This is a genomic window from Pedococcus sp. P1_H8 (assembly GCF_056405175.1).
On sequence record NZ_JBFUCP010000356.1, the window covers coordinates 1 to 396 of the forward strand.

The 396-nt window shown below is 69.4% G+C and carries 1 protein-coding gene; it reads left to right on the plus strand.

Going from position 1 to position 396, the window contains the following annotated elements; genetic code table 11:
- Window positions 1–16 precede the first annotated feature (16 nt).
- Window positions 17–396, plus strand: a 380-nt coding sequence (locus AC1DYG_RS20360) for an acyl-CoA dehydrogenase family protein (protein WP_477641651.1), incomplete at its 3' end; no start/stop codon positions are given.

The following is a 396-nucleotide window of genomic DNA, read 5'->3' on the forward strand; positions in this document are numbered from 1 at the left end:
GGGCAAGGCGTTCGGCATGCTCGCCCACAACCTGCCGCAGGAGCGACTCTCGATCGCGATCACCGGCCTGGCCACCGCCACCGCCGCCGTGAACCTCGCCATCGACTACGCCAAGGAGCGCCTGGTGTTCGGCAAGCCGCTGGCCGACTTCCAGAACACCAAGTTCGTGCTCGCCGAGTGCGCGACGGAACTGCAGGCCGGGCAGGCGCTGGTCGACCAGGCGCTGATCGCGCTGGACGCCGGCACCCTCACCCCCGCCGACGCCGCCAAGGTGAAGCTGTTCTGCACGGAGATGCAGGCCCGGGTCATCGACAAGTGCCTGCAGGTGCACGGCGGCTACGGCTACATGAGCGAGTACCCGATCGCGCGGCTGTACGCCGATGCCCGGGTCACCCG